General features: G+C 38.2%; 12 protein-coding genes. All 12 read left to right on the top strand.

Annotated features, from left to right (window positions below):
- Positions 1 to 22 precede the first annotated feature (22 nt).
- The gene (locus tag L1264_RS05200; RefSeq protein WP_235403722.1) at positions 23 to 1,312 is read left to right on the top strand and encodes an EpsG family protein; all 1,290 of its coding nucleotides are present in this window, start codon (positions 23 to 25) and stop codon (positions 1,310 to 1,312) included.
- 27 nt (positions 1,313 to 1,339) lie between these two features.
- Positions 1,340 to 2,281 carry a glycosyltransferase family 2 protein gene (locus L1264_RS05195; protein WP_235403720.1) on the top strand — a complete coding sequence of 314 codons (942 nt, stop codon included), beginning with the start codon at positions 1,340 to 1,342 and terminating at the stop codon, positions 2,279 to 2,281.
- Positions 2,282 to 2,292: 11 nt separating this feature from the next.
- A complete protein-coding gene (locus tag L1264_RS05190) occupies positions 2,293 to 3,795 on the top strand; it encodes a hypothetical protein (protein ID WP_199527053.1) in 1,503 nt (500 codons plus the stop codon).
- A complete protein-coding gene (locus L1264_RS05185; protein WP_235403719.1) occupies positions 3,792 to 4,844 on the top strand; it encodes a glycosyltransferase family 4 protein in 1,053 nt (350 codons plus the stop codon). Before L1264_RS05190 ends, L1264_RS05185 begins: the two co-directional genes overlap by 4 nt.
- The gene (locus tag L1264_RS05180) at positions 4,837 to 5,556 is read left to right on the top strand and encodes a WecB/TagA/CpsF family glycosyltransferase (RefSeq protein ID WP_235403717.1); all 720 of its coding nucleotides are present in this window, start codon (positions 4,837 to 4,839) and stop codon (positions 5,554 to 5,556) included. The genes L1264_RS05185 and L1264_RS05180 overlap by 8 nt, the downstream gene beginning before the upstream one ends.
- A 51-nt stretch (positions 5,557 to 5,607) precedes the next feature.
- Complete coding sequence (gene wecC, locus L1264_RS05175; RefSeq protein WP_130050474.1) at positions 5,608 to 6,846, top strand: UDP-N-acetyl-D-mannosamine dehydrogenase; 1,239 nt, start codon at positions 5,608 to 5,610, stop codon at positions 6,844 to 6,846.
- 60 nt (positions 6,847 to 6,906) lie between these two features.
- Positions 6,907 to 8,022, top strand: coding sequence for a non-hydrolyzing UDP-N-acetylglucosamine 2-epimerase (wecB, locus tag L1264_RS05170; RefSeq protein WP_235403716.1), 1,116 nt, complete (start codon positions 6,907 to 6,909; stop codon positions 8,020 to 8,022).
- 511 nt (positions 8,023 to 8,533) lie between these two features.
- Positions 8,534 to 9,649 (top strand): polysaccharide export protein, encoded by a 1,116-nt coding sequence (locus L1264_RS05165; RefSeq protein WP_235403715.1) that lies wholly within the window; start codon positions 8,534 to 8,536, stop codon positions 9,647 to 9,649.
- Between the two features lie 8 nt (positions 9,650 to 9,657).
- Positions 9,658 to 10,092: a low molecular weight protein-tyrosine-phosphatase gene (locus L1264_RS05160; protein WP_235403714.1), complete on the top strand. Its 435-nt coding sequence runs from the start codon at positions 9,658 to 9,660 to the stop codon at positions 10,090 to 10,092.
- A 13-nt stretch (positions 10,093 to 10,105) separates the two neighbouring features.
- Entirely contained in the window at positions 10,106 to 12,349 is a 2,244-nt protein-coding gene (locus L1264_RS05155) for a polysaccharide biosynthesis tyrosine autokinase (protein ID WP_235403713.1), read from the top strand.
- Between the two features lie 101 nt (positions 12,350 to 12,450).
- Positions 12,451 to 13,578 carry a non-hydrolyzing UDP-N-acetylglucosamine 2-epimerase gene (wecB, locus tag L1264_RS05150; protein WP_328255622.1) on the top strand — a complete coding sequence of 376 codons (1,128 nt, stop codon included), beginning with the start codon at positions 12,451 to 12,453 and terminating at the stop codon, positions 13,576 to 13,578.
- Positions 13,562 to 14,863, top strand: coding sequence for a flippase (locus L1264_RS05145; RefSeq protein WP_235403712.1), 1,302 nt, complete (start codon positions 13,562 to 13,564; stop codon positions 14,861 to 14,863). The genes wecB (L1264_RS05150) and L1264_RS05145 overlap by 17 nt, the downstream gene beginning before the upstream one ends.
- The last annotated feature ends 36 nt before the right edge of the window (positions 14,864 to 14,899 follow it).

Below are 14,899 nucleotides of genomic sequence, written 5' to 3'. Positions count from 1 at the left end.
GCCAAAGTGATAAGGTTATAACTTGAACGCTGACGACTCTCTCGGCTTTGCTGAACAACAACAGCAAGTAAATACCAAGCTATTAATCACTGGCTGCCTGTTGCTTGCAGGCTGGTTATTTTTGCCATTTTTAGCTTGGGTTGCGGGCGTATTTATTTACGCCTTCGCAGTACAAAAAACCAAGCTTGATAGTGCAATTGTCTTTTTTGTTGTGTTCTCGTTATCTGTGCTGATTGCTTCGCGTCATATAGGGTATCTTTGGGGGGGAGCAGATGATATGCCCTCTTACTTAATGGCTTATGAGCGTTATAGCAGCTTTTCTAGCATGTTACCCACCTCATTACTGTATGCAAAGCATGCAGACTTCTTATTCGCTTTATATAGCTGGGTTGTAGCGAGCTTAACTAATAATCACTCATTCCTTTACTACTTTATAACGCTAGCAGTTACCTACCTGTTAATTTGGAAATTTTGTAAGTTAGTTGATAACCCTAGTCCACTGCTGTGCTTTTTAATGATTGTATTTTTTTATAAATTCTTTCAAAGTCAGTGGCACTTGATCAGAGCATGTATGGCTGTGCCTATTTTACTCTATGGAATTTGGTACTCACAAACGAATAAGAAACATGGCATAGCTATTTTTTTCTTAGGAAGTTTAATGCACTTTTCAACAAGCTTTTTACTACTTCCTTTGCTTCTTTTTAGTAAGCATTTAAACCGACGTTGGAATATTGAACAATTAATCTTGTTAATTCTAGGGTTTGTTTTTGCAGCAATTTTTGGGGTGTTAGCAATTAAAGGAGTAGGTTCTGTTATTAATCATTACATGATTAATAAAATTTTAACGCGCTTAGTTTTTGAACCTAGTTTTTCAAAACTACCTTCTTTGTTATTTTTTATTTTCGTCACGATTATCGCATTACCTGGCTATATAAAAACAACAAGCCCAACGTATATTCGATTATTTAATATGATGAGCTTTTTAACATTGCTCAGCTTTATTGCGCTGTTTTTTATAGGTGATGAGTTACATCGCATTTTATTGCCGTTGTACCTTCTGTATGCCCCTTTAATGTTGTTAGCATTTCAGTACATAACACCCAAATTAATAACAGGCAGCTTTTTATTTTTAGTTATCGCTTTTCATATGGCCGCATTTTCTTATGTGCTCCTGATTAATGAAAGTAACTTTTTTTATCAAGATGAAATACATAGACACCCGATAGAAAACAAAGGGTTAGATTACTTCTTGACCTTTAAGCACTATAGCGAAACAGATATTACTTATTACGATGGTTACCGAAACAAGTAAGCGCGATATATTACCTAGGCTTTTAAAATGAATAAATTAATTACTGTCATCATACCAACGTACAAACGTGCGCATGCATTACCTAAAGCAATCGCAAGTGTACAGGCTCAAAGCTATGAGAATTGGGAAATAGTGATTGTTGATGATAATGATCCTAGTAGCGATGCGCGCGCCCAAACCGAAGCTGTAATGGCACAATATGCTGATGAACAGCGAATTAAGTATATTCGACATAGTGCGAACAAAGGGGCTTGCCAAGCGCGTAATACCGGTGTTGATTTTGCTCAAGGCGAATATGTAGCATTTTTAGATGATGATGATCTGTGGCTACAAACTAAACTTGAACAACAAATAGCCGCATTAGAGAAAAGCAATGCAGCCATTTGTTACTCCGATATGTATTTAGAGTATCAAGGCTGGAAAAAGTACTTTGGCTGCCTTGGAGCCGATAACTTATACGAATCGTTACTAAATCAAGGTTATGGTATTTGCACATCCGTCTTATTGATTGCAACTGATGCTATCCGCGATGTTGACGGCTTTGATAACAGCCTACCAAGCATGCAAGACTATGACTTACTGCTACGTTTATCAAAAAAATACCCTGCAATTCACTTAGCCGAAGCGCTTATTACTTACCAACTTGCTGATGATGGTATTTCATGTAATCCGGTATCAAAAGCGAATGGTCATCGTGCAATTATAGAGAAGTACGAAGCAGAGTATCTTCACCTTGGCTTAAATAATGGCTTATCAAGGCAGTTCGAAAGTTTGGCTGACTTTGAGTTACGTAGCGGTAACCGTATGATGGCAATAAAAAAATACGCTCATGCTTTAAAGTTAAAGTTATTAAACCCACGTGTAATAGTTAAATTACTGGTTGGGGCGATATTTGGTAAAAAGCCTCTTGAAGCCTACTTACAACGACGTCAACAACGTACGTCTGTTAATACAAATGCAGCGTCATAAGGATAAATAAAATGCGTGGCATGTATTTAAATTGCGATCCAAAGTCATTACCGGCTTCTTTTGCTGCAATGTCCGACAATAGCAAGCTATATCAATTTCCTGAAAATATTGCCGATGGTTATTTGATTTACGATACCAATGCTTGGTCGACTCCGCCGCTAGCGATTTACCAAGAGCAAGTATTTATTGCTTCAGGTTGGTTTATATATAAGCAAAAGTTAAATCCCCTTGCTTTACTTGCCAAAGATATTGTTGAGCGCGGACCAAGCGTATTAAACGATATTTTAGCGGGTGTATTTGTCATCTTTTGGAAAAATGACGAACAACAAACTTTGCTAACAGATCCACTCGGCTTATCAACACATTATATTGATAGACTTGCGAATGGGCTGCGAATTGCGCCAAGCGTTAAAGCTCTTCTTACACAAGAGCATACATTAAATAATGATATGCAAAGTATTCTTCGTAAAAAGCAGCACTTGTTTGGTAATTACACGCTTTACAATGAAATTGAGCGCCTACAGCCAGGTGCGGCGATTACTTCTGGAACAGAGCAGAGTTACTTTACATTTTATGACGGAAAAGCAATAGAAGACCTTGGAGAGTATGTAAATACATTAACTGAATTTTGGCCCTACGATACCCGAATTTTGCCATTAAGCAGCGGCCTAGACTCTCGTTATCTATTGGCCAATGGTGCTTATAAATATGGTTTTACTTACGGACCCGAAGGTTCGCCTGAACGCAAAATAGCAGGGCATTACCAGCAAGACTTTGAACACTACCATGCCTTTGACTTTAATGAGCAGCCGCTTCATGAACAAGAACAAGCAATTTTGGACGAAATGGCGTTTGCCACATTAAAGCCTATTAATCGCTTGTATACCAATTATCACTACATTGCACAGCACTATAACCAAGCCTCTACTTTTTATGACGGTTACTTAGGTGATTTATTTCAGCGCGGCACCTACATAAACTTTAAGGGCAAGCGAGGAGAGCTATTAAAGTTAGTGCCATTTGTTTATCGTTTTATCAACTTTAGCGCACATAAGTTACTTCGTTTACGCTATAAAGAACTGACTAACGGCGAATTTGAGATACTGTGGCAAGATTTCAAAGTTAAAACTGCTAACCTAGAATTAAATGATTATCAAAAAGTGACCTACTATGAGTTTGTGTATGGGCGAGGTGGTCGCTATACCGTATTTGGTAGTAATGTATTAGCCGCACAATTTTTTACAATAGTTTCACCATTTGCCTCTCGAATTGTTTTTGACTCATTTATTCAACAAGACTATTCACGAGCGGTATCTTATCGTAATTTAAAATCATTATGGTCAAAAACTGCTTCAAAGTATAAAAATCAGGTTGTCGAATCGGGATACTCCCCACAAACACCTGCTATTTTTATCCCTTTTATACAGCTAGCATACCGATTAATGTTTCATTTTATACCTTCGCGCGCCAATTATGGCGTTAAACTTAAGCGTATGGAGAAACAAAACAAGTGAGCAATTTACGTGTATTACTGCTATCGAATATGGGGCCAAGTAAAAACAAGCCAAATTCGGGACGATTTGTTTTTAACCAGTACGAGAGCTTAAAAAAGCAGGGTAATTGCCATGTTGATTTTTATTATTTAAATCAAGAAGAAAAGTCGGGTATTGCTAAGTTATTGCGTTATCCTTTGTTCTTTTTGCGCTTCGTGCTTGGTTATATTTTTTCGTTTAAAAAGTACGATATCATTCATGTTCATTTTTACTTTCCAAATATTTTATTAGCTATTGCTTATAAATTATTACGTAATTGGCGAGCAAAAATCGCTGTTACTTTTCACGGTAGCGATATTTATTTGTATCCAACACCTGGGCCAGTTTATCGGTATAGCTCAGGTTTTGTTGATAAGTTTATTTTTGTGAGTGAAAAATTAAAGCAGCGATTTTTTAAGCCTGTTTCTGCAAGTGTGCTAAGTGCGGGGGTGAATGACCTATTTTATGAGCCACAGACAACCGCAATAAAACAGTTCGATTTTGTTTTTGTAGGTAATTTAAATAAAAACAAAGGAATTGATAGGCTCGAAGCAATTTTAGAAAATTTTCAGCGTAAGTTAACGGTAGCGATAGTAGGGTCAGGTGATAGTTCGTTTATAGAGCGTTTCGCTAAAAACGAGAACGTGAGCATTCGTTACTTTGATTATTGCAGTGCACAACAGCTGGTTACAATTTATAACGAAAGTTACATGTTGATTAATTTATCATATAATGAATCATTTGGTTTGGTAATGGCGGAAGCAATGGCGTGTGGGTTACCTGTAATAGCGACACAGACCGACGGCAGCACCGCGCAAGTACTAAATGGCGAAAATGGCTTTTTAATTCCAAATGACGAAAACGTATGTGTTAACGCAACGTCTGCAATAGAGCAAGTTTTGGACTTAACAGAACAAGACTATTTAACAATGCGCCTCTGTGCAATAAACTCTGCCGCACCATACCAGTTATCCTCTGTAACAGAGGAAATATTAAAGATATACGCTAAATTGAGAGTTGATAATGAATAGTGTAAATGTAGGTGGAATAGACGTTTTAGCCTATAAATCAATTGATGAACTTATTGATACTTCAATTTTAGTACCTGAGGGCGTAAAGCCAGGTGTTGCAGTTGCAATAAACCCTGAAAAGGTGATGGCAGCGAATGTTGACCAACAGGTTATGAGCACGTTGCAACAAGCTACCTTAAGATACCCAGACGGTATTGGTGTGTCTTATGTAATGTCAAAGCGATTAAAGCAGCCTGTGGCGCGCATTCCTGGTTGTGAGCTTTGGGAGCGTTTAATGTTACGTTCTGCAGAGAATAATGTGCCAGTATTTCTATTAGGCGCAAAAGAGTCTGTGGTACATGAAGCTTATAAAAAATTGCTAGCGCAAGGCGTAAATGTTGTTGGTTATCGAAACGGTTATTTTTCTGCTAGCGAAGAGCAGCAAGTTATTGAAGAAATAGCTAACTCAGGAGCAAAGCTTGTAAGTGTTGCTTTAGGGTCGCCTCGTCAAGAGTTATTTATTTTTGAGTGTCAGAAGTCGTGCCCATCTACCTTTTTTATGGGAGTAGGCGGAACCTATGACGTGTTTACCGAAAATGTAAAACGAGCACCTGCCGCTTTTAGAGCCGTAAACTTAGAGTGGCTCTACAGATTATTAAGCCAGCCAACAAGGATATTGAGGCAAAGTAATTTAATTAAGTATTTTTATTACTACCTTACAAAAAAAGTTTAAAGTTGCCCAGGGCTGGGTTTTTACAAAAGTTAATTTAAATTAGGGGTTTAAATGTTATTTAAAACTGTATCAGTCGTTGGGCTTGGCTATATAGGCTTACCAACTGCAGCTGTTATTGCATCACGCGGAATTAATGTTATTGGGGTTGATGTAAGCCAACATGCTGTAGATACAATAAACGCAGGGAATGTGCATATTGTTGAACCAGACCTTGATATGGTGGTACGCAGCGCAGTTAAAGCCGGTAATTTAAAGGCAGTAACAAAACCAGAAAAAGCAGAAGCATTTATGGTGGCTGTTCCAACCCCTTTTAAAGAAGACTACCAAGCAGATTTGAGCTACATAGAAGCTGCAGCAAAAGCAATTGCGCCAGTACTCGAAAAAGGCAATTTAGTTATTTTAGAGTCAACTTCGCCTGTTGGAGCAACAGAAGAGCTTGCAAACTGGTTAGCCGAAGCCCGCCCAGACCTAACTTTTCCACAAACCGCTGGTAACGAAGCTGATATAAACATTGCACATTGCCCTGAGCGTGTATTGCCAGGTCACGTTTTGCGTGAACTTGTAGAGAATGATCGCGTTATAGGCGGTATGTCGGAAGAATGCTCGAAAAAAGCAGTTGCCTTGTATAAAACCTTTGTTGTGGGTGAATGTTTATTAACAAACGCCAGAACAGCAGAGATGGCAAAGCTAACAGAAAACTCATTTCGTGATGTGAACATTGCGTTTGCAAACGAGCTATCAATGATATGCGACAAGCTAGATATTAATGTTTGGGAGCTTATAAAGCTTGCAAACCGACATCCACGAGTAAACATTTTAAACCCTGGCCCTGGTGTGGGTGGTCACTGCATTGCTGTTGATCCATGGTTTATTGTTAGTTCAGCGCCAGAAACTGCAAAACTAATACGTCAGGCTCGTGAAGTTAACGACGCTAAGCCTCATTATGTTTTAAAGCAAATAACTGATGCAGCTGATCAATTTAAAAAGCCAGTGATAGCGTGTTTAGGTATTGCATTTAAAGCAGATATTGATGATTTACGCGAGAGCCCAGCACTCGATATTACCAAAATGCTAGCGCAAAACAACGAAGCCGAAGTGCTAGTTGTTGAGCCAAATATCAACGAGCTACCAGAAGCTCTAGCAGCGTTAGGCGTTAAGTTGGTTTCAATTGAAGAAGCGCTTGAGCGCAGTAATACATTAGCAGTATTGGTTGATCATAAGGAATTTAAGGCCATACCTGCAGAGCAAGTGGCTAGGAAAGTTGTTGTTGATAGCCGCGGAATTTTTTAACTCATATAAGTAGAAAGTAAGCCTGCCATTTTTGGCAGGCTTTTGTGTTTAGGATAATAGATGAAAGTTTTAACCGTATTTGGTACCCGCCCCGAAGCAATTAAAATGGCGCCGTTAGTTCTTGCGCTTGAAAACGATGCAAGAATTGAAGCTAAAGTGTGTGTAACTGCACAGCACCGAGAAATGCTTGACCAAGTATTGGAGCTTTTTCAAATTACGCCTGATTATGATTTAAACATAATGAAAGCAGGCCAAGACTTATACGACATCACCAGTAAAATTTTACTCGGCCTACGTGATGTGCTTGATGAGTTTAAACCAGATTGGGTGCTTGTGCATGGTGATACAACTACTACATTTGCAGCATCAATGGCCGCTTTTTACAAGCAAATTAAAGTAGGGCACGTAGAAGCAGGTTTACGTACAGGTAATTTGTATAGCCCATGGCCAGAAGAAGCAAACCGCACATTAACGGGCGTATTAACAGCAAAACATTTTGCCCCTACGCAAGCGTCTGCCGATAACTTATTACGTGAACACGTATCAAAAAACGCTATTTTTGTAACGGGTAACACAGTAATAGATGCATTACTGCAAGTTAAAAATAACGTATTGCCAAAAGACGATGTACAGCAGCAGCTAACTAACAAGTTCGCTGAAATTTTAGATAAACCTTATGTACTCATCACAGGTCATCGTCGCGAAAGCTTTGGTGGTGGGTTTGAGCGAATTTGCCAATCAATTTCGTCGCTGGCCTCAAAATATCCTGACTATAACTTTGTATACCCTGTGCACTTAAACCCAAATGTACAAGAACCGGTTAAACGTTTGCTGGCAGATAAAAGCAATGTAAAGCTTATCGATCCGCAAGACTACTTACCTTTTGTATTTTTGATGAATCAAGCGTATTTAATTTTAACAGACTCAGGTGGCGTACAAGAAGAAGCGCCAAGTTTAGGCAAACCTGTGTTAGTAATGCGTGATACTACAGAACGTCCAGAAGCGGTAGCTGCAGGTACCGTTAAGTTAGTAGGCACTGACACCGATAAAATTATAAACGCGGTGAGTGAGCTGATTGAAAATAAAGAAACATACAAAGAAATGAGCTTTGCACATAACCCTTATGGCGATGGAAAAGCATGCGAGCGCATTATTGAAGGGTTATTTGCTAAGTAACCACCTAAGACTAAGCTATATCAGATTGAGAGTTTAGCTATTCCTATTGTAAGACAATGCTCGCTTGTTGGTATAACTACTTATACCAACAAGCGTTTTTTAAACACTGCCAAACTACATAAAATTCAAAACAGTTTTACAAAGGAACTCTAGCTTGAAATATGCAGACTTGCCTGTATAATGCACCAAACTTAAGGATGTTCCTATGTAAATGGATAGTAATGCAAAGTTGCTAAATTACACATAAATAAGTCAGTTAAGCCTTCGACTTTAATTACTCCTAAAAAGAACTCCATTAATGTACAAAAGCTTAGCTAAACTAAGTTGTTTTAATTTTAAATAGCCTTTAATTTACATGGGGTTAGCATAGCTTAGTTTAGATAGGTTAATAGTTGGCAAAGGTCTAGGTTTAGGGCCTTGTTAACTTGCGTATAACAAGCCGTCATGCTTTAATTGATCAGCTTTAAAATAAGTAAGTATTAACTTATATAATAATCTTTTAGGAAGAAGAATGGCGTTCAAATTTAAACTCCTTGTAGCAACTTTATCTCTCCTCTCTGTAAGTGCGTGTACAATCATACCGGGTAGTCATTACGAAGGTATTGATTCTGGCGCTCAAGTAGAAAATTTAGAAAAAGACCTCGAAAAAGTCAATATTCAAGTTATTGATTCTTCTTTAATAAATATCCAAAAACGCGAAGTTAAAAAGGTTAATACAACAAACCGAAAAGGTATTGACACCTCTGATTATCAATACCGTTTAGGGGTGGGTGATGTATTAACCATTGGTGTATGGGATCATCCAGAGTTAACTATTCCTGCAGCTGTACAACGTACAGCCGAGTTTGATGGTTTTCGTGTAGCAGAAGATGGCACAATAACCTATGCATATGCCCCTCAAATTCCAGCAGCTGGACGCACTGTTGCCGAAGTGCGCGAAGACCTTGTAAAGCGCTTAAGTCGTGTTATTGAAAACCCGCAAGTTGATATAAAAATAGTAGGCTTTAGAAGCCAAAAAACCTATGTAACGGGCGAAGTAGAAAACCCAGGTGTTTACCCAATTACAGAAATCCCACTCACAATTATAGACGTGTTAAACAATGCTGGTGGTATTACTGCTCGTGCTGATTGGCGTGAAGTAACCTACACGTCGGGTAACAAAACAGAAATAATCCGCCTAGATGACTTTTACAGCCATGGTGATATTTCGCAAAACCGTTTATTAAAACATGGCGATATTGTGCATGTTAGCCGTAACGACAAACACCAAGTGTACGTTTTGGGCGATGTAATCAAAGCTGGCACGGTAGATATTGACCGCTACGGCTTAAACCTAGCTCAAGCATTAAGTGATACCGGTGGTATTAGAGAAGCCACTGCCGATGCAAACGGTATTTTTGTATTACGCAAGCGCGACTTAGCCAAAGATGGTGTAATTGCAGATGTATACCAATTACACGCTAAAAATGTAGCAGCCCTCGTATTAGCAGAGCAGTTTGAGTTAAAGCCACACGATATTGTGTATGTAACTTCTGCACCGCTTGCACGCTGGAATCGCGTAATAAGCTTATTGTTACCGTCTATTTCTACGGTTGATTCAATTAACGATGTAGCCAATACAAACTAAGGATAAGTATGTTTGACTCAGTATTAGTAGTGTGTGCTGGCAATATTTGCCGTAGCCCAACTGCCGAGTATGTACTTAAAAGTAAGTTAGAAAACAAAGGGATTACTGTTACTTCGGCTGGTTTAACCGCATTAGAAGGTAAGCCAGCCGATGCTACTGCTCAGCAAATTGCTGAGCAGTATGGTATTAACATGTCAGAGCACCGCGGCCAACAAATAAATTCAGCATTAGTACAGCACAACAGCGTTATTTTAGTGATGGAACAACGTCATTTAACTGACTTGTGCGCACGTTACCCTCAAGCAAGAGGTAAAACGTTTTTGTTAGGCAAATGGTTGAACGACACTGAGATCCCCGACCCATATCGTCAGAGCTTAGAAGCATTTACCCATGTTTATGAGCTAATCGACAGCGCATGCAGCGCTTGGCAAAAGTATTTATAAGGAAACTGCATTAATGAATGCTCAGCCTTCAACGCTAAATAATAGCAACCGAACAACTCAAACTAGCCCGCAAGAGTCGCAAGAAATTGATTTAATGGCATTACTGGGTGCTTTACTCGACCGTAAATTTTTTATTATGGCCATTACCGGCGTGTTTATGTTGCTGGGTGTTATTTATGCTTTGTATGCAGCACCTGTTTACCAAGCCACCGCTATGATACAGGTAGAAGACAACAGCGCAACGGTACCTGGTTTTGATGACATGAGCGGTATGTTCGAAAGTACCTCGGCCGCAGTGACCGAAATTGAGCTGTTAAAATCGCGCTCTGTTATTGGTGAAGCAGTCGATAAACTAAACTTAGATACGGTAGTTAAACCTAAACTATTCCCACTAATCGGCAACCGCGCATACCGTAGCTTTAAACCAAGCTCACCGGGTGAGCTGGCTGAGCCGAGTTTTGGCGCAAGCTCGTATGCATGGGGTGGTGAGAGCATAGATATATTTAGGTTTGATGTACCTAGCTTTAATATTGATGCTGAGTTTGTTTTAGTTGCACAACAAAATAACCAGTTGGCATTGTTAAACGAAGAGGGCGAAACAGTACTAACAGGCCCTATTGGGCAAGAGCTTTCAAACGATAGCGTTAAGCTAATCGTTCGTAGTTTAAATGCGCGCCCAGGTACTGAGTTTATTATTACCAAACGTGACCGTTTAAATACCATTTTAGATTTACAAGAGGCTATTGGTGCAAATGAAAAAAGTAAAGATTCAGGAATCATTACTCTCACTTTAGAGGATGCTGATTCAAGCTATGCTGAAAGAGTACTTGAACAAGTAGCGGGTATATATGTGCGCCGCAATGTAGAGCGCAACAGCGCTGAGGCGCAAAAGTCACTTGAGTTTTTAGAGGTACAATTACCCGAGGTTAAAAAGCAACTAGAGTATGCTGAAAAGCGCTTTAACGATTACCAAATTAAACAGCAATCAGTAAACATAACATTAGAAACACAAGGCGTACTTGACCAAATTGTTCAGCTAGAAACTAAATTACAAGAGCTAGAATTACAACGCTTAGAGCTTAGCCGTAAATTTAAAAAAGGCCACCCTGCATACCAAGGTATACTTGAACAAATTAAAGCGGTACAAAAGCAAAAAGATGACTTAACCAGCGAAGTAACTAACTTACCATCTACCCAGCAAGAGTTATTACGCTTAACCCGCGATGTTGAAGTAAGCAACCAAATATATACTATGCTACTGGCTAAAACCCAAGAGCTCGATATTGTGCGTGCCGGTACTGTAGGTAATGTACGCATTATTGACCATGCAGAGGTAAATACATCAAAGCCGGTTAAGCCTAAAAAAGCGCTAATAGTGGTTATAGCTACTATGCTAGGTGGCATGCTTGCTGTTGCTATTGTATTAGTGCAAAAAGCGCTACATAAAGGTATTGAAGACCCTAGCGAAATTGAGGCCATGGGCCTACCTGTTTATGCCAGTGTGCCGTATTCAGATCACCAAGATCAGTTAGTATCGTTTGGTAAGCTTAAAAACCGAAAAGCCACCCAAGCCAATACTATATTGGCGGTTGAAAACCCAGCCGACTTAGCAATAGAGGCGCTACGTAGCCTGCGTACCAGCTTACATTTTGCGATGATGGAGGCAAAAAACAACGTTATTGCAATATCGGGCCCAAGCCCAGGTGTGGGTAAGTCATTTATATCGGTCAACTTAGCAACAGTATTAGCACAAAGCGATAAAAAGGTACTAATAATTGATGCCGATATGCGTAAAGGCTACTTACAGAAAGCGTTTAACGAAAAGTGGGAAAACGGATTAAGTGACTTTTTATCTGGCAGGTTAGAGCTTAAAAATGTAATTAAGCAAACCAAAGTACCAAACCTGCATTTAATTACCCGTGGCCAAGTACCCCCAAACCCATCTGAGCTATTAATGCATGAGCGATTTTCTAAGTTAGTAGAAACTATTAAAGAGCATTACGACTTAATAATTATAGATACACCACCAATTTTAGCAGTAACAGACCCTGCAATAGTGAGTGCTCACGCCGGTAGTACCCTGTTAGTAACACGTTTTGGCCAAAACCATATACGTGAATTAGAGCTCACTCGTAATCGCTTTGAGCAAAATGGCATTGATGTAAAAGGGGTAGTATTTAACGGCATACTCAAAAAAGCCAGTAATGCCTATGGTTACTACGGCTATTACAACTACGAATATAAATCAGGAAGTTAAAATAAAAGGGTTAAGAGTTTTCTGAAATAGCGGCGTAATGCTGATTAAGTATGCTGCTATTAAAAGCATGAATTTAATTATTTACTCACAAAGGATTTAAAGTGAAAGTATTAACTGTATTCGGTACTCGCCCTGAAGCTATTAAAATGGCACCACTTGTTCATGCATTAGCTAATGATGGCCGCTTTGAGTCTAAAGTGTGTGTTACTGCACAGCACCGGGAAATGTTAGACCAAGTTTTAGAGCTGTTTAAAATCATCCCCGAGTACGATTTAAACCTAATGAAGGCAGGGCAAACTTTACCTGAGGTAACTAGCCGAATTTTATTAGAGCTAACACCGGTTTTAAAAGAATTTAAGCCTGATGTAGTGCTTGTGCATGGCGATACAGCGACAACATTTGCAGCAAGCTTAGCAGCTTATTATGAGCAAATTGCAGTAGGGCATGTTGAAGCAGGCTTACGCACCGGTAATATATATTCGCCATGGCCGGAAGAAGCAAACCGTAAGCTTACAGGTGCATTAACAAAGTTTCACTTTACACCTACTGAGAATTCTAAACAAAACTTACTAAATGAAAATTACTTACCTGAATGTATTCATGTTACAGGCAATACAGTTATTGATGCTCTGCTAATGGTAAAAGAGCAAATAGAAAGTGATAGCGAATTAAATAATAGATTAGCTGCGCAATTCCCAATGTTAGATACTACTAAGAAATTAATTTTAGTAACTGGGCATCGTCGAGAAAGCTTTGGTGGTGGTTTTGAGCGTATTTGTGAGGCATTAGCACTAACGGCCAAAACACACTCCGATTGCCAAATACTTTACCCTGTACATTTAAACCCTAATGTACAAGAGCCTGTCAATCGGATTTTAGGTAATGTTGAAAATGTTCACCTAATTGAACCGCAACAGTACTTACCTTTTGTATACCTAATGAATCAAGCACATATTATTTTGACTGACTCTGGTGGTATACAAGAAGAAGCCCCTAGTTTAGGGAAACCTGTACTTGTAATGCGAGATACCACTGAGCGTCCCGAGGCTGTTAATGCAGGGACAGTAAAGTTGGTTGGTACTGAAGTGATCAGAATTACTTCTGCGCTAAATGAGTTATTAGAGAATCAAAATGAATATATAAATATGAGCCTCGCACATAACCCATACGGAAATGGTAATGCCGCAGAAAAAATTTGTAGGGTATTGATAAGTGAATTTAAAAAGTAATTTATTTTACCTTTTACTTGATAAGATCTTTGTTTTATTTATTACATTAATCTTATCTATATTTACTTATAGAGTTTTAGGTGCTGAAAAAGTTGGTATATTAAATACAGCTCAAAGCTTATGGGCTTTATTCGGCTTTTTGATTAGTTTCGGTTTAGATACTATTTTAGTTAAGTTTCTAATAAGATATAAAAAAAAGAGTAAGTACATACTATCTTCAGCTTTTTTTATCAAGCTTGTTGGGTCTATATTTGCTATATCCTTGTGTTTAATATCAGCTAATTTATTCTTTTCAAGTGATGATTCACTTAAAATTACAATATTGATAATAAGTTTTTCAGGATTCTTAACCCCTTTTAGCGTGGTTGATCTTTATTTACAATCGATACATAAAGCTAAAACAGGTGCAAAAGCAAGGTTAATTGCAAAGTTAGCAAGCAGTTGTATACATGTGGTATTTCTTTTTAATTTTATTGAAGTTTTTTATTATGCAGCATTAATGGTAATTTACAACCTTATTCTGGTTGTTTTTTATGCGATGATTTTAAAAGGATTAGAGTTAAGCTTTAAGCATTTAGTTATGTTTTATAATAAGAAAATTGCTAGACTTTTAGTGTCACGTTCTTCTTCTCTATTACTCGCATCTATTGCTGTGCCATTGTTTCTTAATAGCGATGTCGTAATGATTACCTATTTTCTAGGGGCGGAGGAAGCTGGGTATTATAGTGCTGCGACTAAGCTAATACTTCCTTTATCTCTTGTATCTACTTCAATTGTTATTGCTTTTTTTCCATTGCTAGTAGCTATTAGTGATAAAGAGAACTTATTAAATGAAAAATTAATTGAACTGTCATCTTTTATGTTTTGGTTTGCTTTTTTCATTTCGATACTTCTATTTTCTTATAGTGAAGAAATAATTGAAATGCTTTATGGTGGTGGATTTGGTCCATCGACTAATATTTTCAATGTTCAAATATTTACAGTGCCGCTTGCTTTTTTAGGGCCTGTAGGAACTAGGTGGTTAATTATTAAAGGGTATGTAGATGTTGAATTATATAAAACATTAGCTGCTGCAATTTTAAATGTTGCATTGAACTATTTATTTATCAGAGAATTTGGTGCTATCGCTGCGACATATACATCTCTTTTATCTTACCTTGTGGCAAATATTCTATTTTTTGTTGTTTTTAGTAAAACTAGAGTTTTTATTAGAGTGTTATTCAGATCCCTAAATATTAAAAACGCATATTTCTTTGTTGGTTATATTATTAAAAAGGTAAAATAATGAAATGATTTTAACAATAGAACGTAATAGTACATT

Origin of the sequence: Pseudoalteromonas sp. APAL1, assembly GCF_021532475.1 — a bacterium.
Taxonomy (GTDB): domain Bacteria; phylum Pseudomonadota; class Gammaproteobacteria; order Enterobacterales; family Alteromonadaceae; genus Pseudoalteromonas; species Pseudoalteromonas lipolytica_C.
Note: the sequence above shows the minus strand (reverse complement) of the source record. Positions and strands in the feature narration are given on the sequence as shown.